A 3,447-nucleotide genomic window follows, 5' to 3' on the forward strand; every position below is an offset into this window, starting at 1 on the left:
GTTTCCGTCCCCTTGCGGGGAAAAGGTAGGGATCAACCCTACCCCCGGAAAAGCTTGAATCCATGCAGTTTTCAAGGTGCGTTCGCGAGGGAGTACGGAGACTTCGTGACATAGATGTTAACATTGCTCTTGGGGATAAGCGCAAGCAAGAAAATTGGGCTTTCTGAGGCTGTTATGTCTTGTTTTCGTGCCAATCATGGCAAGAGATCTAGGTTTGCCCTTGAAATCTTGAGCTAACAAAATTAGCCTGGCGATTGCTTGCCCCGACAGATCGCGCACAAAACTTTACAATTTTCGCTCTCCTGCTCAGGCCAGGGATCCCATTGCGGGGAGAGTCTGTCTAGACTGGAAAGCAGCCCTACGGGGATCCCTATGCGAATTGGCGTGCCCAAAGAGATCAAAGAGCAAGAGTTCCGTGTCGGGCTGACACCGGCGGCGGTGCGGGCCTTGACCGAGCAGGGGCACCAGGTGTGGGTGGAAACCCAAGCAGGCCAGGGGGCGGGCTTCACGGATGAGGACTACCAAAAAGCGGGGGCCAAGCTGGCTGTCACTCCTGAGGAGATCTACCGGCAGGAGCTGGTGGTGAAGGTAAAGGAGCCCTTGCCTGCCGAGTATCCTCTGCTCCATCCCGACCTCATCCTGTTTACCTATTTGCACTTGGCCGCCAGCCGCGAGCTGACCCAGGCGCTGTTGCAATCGGGAGCCACCTGCCTCGCCTATGAAACGGTGGAATTGGCAGATGGATCCCTGCCCTTGTTGATGCCCATGAGCATGATTGCCGGGCGGCTCTCGGTGCAGTTTGGCGCCCATTACCTGACCCGACAGCAGGGGGGGCGGGGCGTGTTGCTGGGCGGGATCCCGGGGGTGCCGCCGGGGCGGGTGGTGATCCTGGGCGGGGGAACCGTGGGCACCGAGGCGGCCAAAATGGCCGTAGGCTTGGGGGCACGGGTGCAGATTTTGGACATTAACCTGCAGCGGCTGAACGAGCTGGAGCTGATTTTTGGCTCGCGGGTAGAGCTGCTCTACAGCACGGCCCAAAGCGTGGAAGAGTGTGTTCGCGAGGCCGACCTGGTGGTAGGGGCAGTGTTGGTGCCGGGAAGGCGGGCGCCGGTCTTGGTGGGAGAAGAGTTGGTGGCCCAAATGCGTCCTCGCTCCCTCATTGTGGATGTGGCGGTGGATCAGGGGGGGTGCATTGCTACCACGCGGGTTACCACCCATGCCCAGCCGGTTTACGAAGCCCACGGGGTGTTGCACTACGGCGTTCCCAACATGCCGGGGGCTGTCCCCTGGACTTCGACCCAAGCGCTGGTCAACGCCACTCTCCCCTACATCCTCAAGCTGGCCAACCTTGGCCTGGCCGCTGCTTTGGAACAAGACCCGGCCTTGGCCAAAGGGCTAAACGTCAGGGCAGGCAAGCTCATCCACCCGGCGGTGCGAGCCACCTTTCCAGACCTGGGCTAGCTCAGGCAGGGGTTGGCTCCCTGGGGAGAGATGCTACTGTCGCCAGGACAGGACATAGCGCTCCAGAGCCGCGAAAAAGGTGTAGAGCAAGACACCCATGAGGCCGAGGGCAGCCAAACCCGCAAAGGCCAAAGGCACATCAAAAGAAGAACTGGCCGACACGATCAGGTAGCCCAGCCCCTGGTTGGAAGCCACCGTCTCCGAGATCACCGAGCCGACAAAAGCAAAGGAGATGGCCACCTTCAACGAGGCAAACAGGTAGGGCATGCTGTGGGGTAGCCCCACCTTGGTGAAGATCTCCCAAGAGCTGGCCCCCAACGATCGCAGCACATCCCGCATTTCGGCTTCCACCGTCTCCAGCCCCACCGCCACATTGACTGCAATGGGGAAAAAGGCCAGCAAAAAGGCCGTGATCACCGCCGGGATCAGGCCCAAGCCAAACCAAATCGCCAGCAGCGGCACCAAAGCCACCTTCGGGATGGTGTTAAACCCCACCAGCAGCGGGTACAAACACAGATGGGCCAGGCGGGAGCTGCCGATGATCGATCCCAGCAATATCCCCCCCACCAAAGCCAGCGCAAAGGCCAGCAGCGTCGAAGTGAGGGTGGTTAGGGAGTGACGCAGAATCACCGGGCTCCACTGGTTCATGGCTGCGAGGATCTGGGTGGGCGCCGGCAGAATGAAGCGAGGAACGTTGAACAGCCCCACCCCCACCTGCCAGAGCACAAGGGTCAAAACGATGGTGACAGCGGGCAAGACCACAGAAGCCGTTTGGGTCTGCAAAAATCGGTCAAATGATTTTTTCATGGGATCCCTCGGCAGAAATGCGCGGTAACCTGTCCAGCAAACCTTTCCAGATTTTTTGGATCAAGGGCTCTTTGGCCTAATAGCTGCGCCGAATGTGCTGGCGCACTTCCGAGACCAAGCGGTGAAACTCGTCCGTCAGGCAGATCTCCAGCGGGCGTGGACGGGGCAGATCCACTTTGAGGGAAAAGATGATCTCGCTAGGCCGTGGCCCCATCACATAAATGGTATCGGAGAGGAAAACCGCCTCCCGCAAATCGTGAGTGATCAAAATGGCGGTGCAGCCGGTGCGCAGCCACAGCCGCTGCAACATTTCCCACATATCCTCGCGGGTAAAGGCATCCAAAGCGGCAAAAGGTTCGTCCAAAAGCAGCAGCTCCGGCTGATGGATCAAAGCGCGGCACAAGGAAGCCCGCTGCCGCATTCCCCCAGAAAGCTGCCAAGGATAGGCTTTCTGAAAACCCTCCAAGCCTACGGTGGCCAGCAGCTCCAGCGCCGACTTCTCGTGCTGGGCCAGGTTTTGCTTGAAGGTGCGCTTGTAGGGCTCTACCACCTCCAACGGCAGCAACACGTTCTCCAGGGTTGTGCGCCAGGGCAGCAGCACCGGGTTTTGAAAGGCCATGCCCACACTCTTCAGGGGGCCGGCGATGGGCTGCAACTGAAAGTAGAGGGTGCCGCCATGGTCAGTGTTCAGGCCGGCCATCATCTTCAAAAGAGAAGTCTTGCCACAGCCGCTCGGCCCAACAATGGAGACAAACTCCGAGTGGGCAACAGAAAAGCTGACGTCGCGGATGATCGTGACTGGGGATCCCTTGGTGGGGTACTGCAGCGAGACGTGGCGCAACTCCAGAACGGGCTTGCCCGAAACAGCGGGGGAAGATAACCCACTTTGAACTACCCTCTGCGACTCCAACATTGACTCAACTCCAATGATTTTCATAGTGGCCCAAGTGAGGGCTGATCCCCCTGATCCAGACAGATGATGGCGGGAGCAATGAGGGTTGCAGGCCGGTTTATCTCGATTGGTATGGCCAACCCCATCCCCACTACATCAGAGAGAGGGGCAGCCAGCTGTGTTGCCAGATACTTTGTGGGCCGGTGACGTATCCCCATTTTCAGCTTCGGGAGAGGGGGGATCCCCGAGGGCCCGGTCATCGAAGACAGTAAACTACCCGACACCCG

Annotated in this window: 3 protein-coding genes; 1 reads left to right on the forward strand and 2 read right to left on the reverse strand. The window is 59.2% G+C overall.

The genetic code is table 11. The features are described from left to right. Positions 1-372: 372 nt before the first annotated feature. Entirely contained in the window at positions 373-1,461 is a 1,089-nt protein-coding gene (gene ald, locus NW820_RS11160; protein ID WP_414407515.1) for an alanine dehydrogenase, read from the forward strand. Between the two features lie 33 nt (positions 1,462-1,494). On the opposite strand, the gene NW820_RS11165 is transcribed toward ald, so the two are convergent. Both NW820_RS11165 and NW820_RS11170 read right to left on the reverse strand, forming a co-directional pair. Continuing rightward, positions 1,495-2,268: an ABC transporter permease gene (locus NW820_RS11165; protein ID WP_414407516.1), complete on the reverse strand. Its 774-nt coding sequence runs from the start codon at positions 2,266-2,268 to the stop codon at positions 1,495-1,497. A 76-nt stretch (positions 2,269-2,344) separates the two neighbouring features. Continuing rightward, a complete protein-coding gene (locus NW820_RS11170) occupies positions 2,345-3,181 on the reverse strand; it encodes an ABC transporter ATP-binding protein (protein ID WP_049749636.1) in 837 nt (278 codons plus the stop codon). Positions 3,182-3,447 lie beyond the last annotated feature (266 nt).

It is taken from the genome of Synechococcus sp. R55.7 (genome assembly GCF_047461955.1).
GTDB lineage: Bacteria > Cyanobacteriota > Cyanobacteriia > Thermostichales > Thermostichaceae > Thermostichus.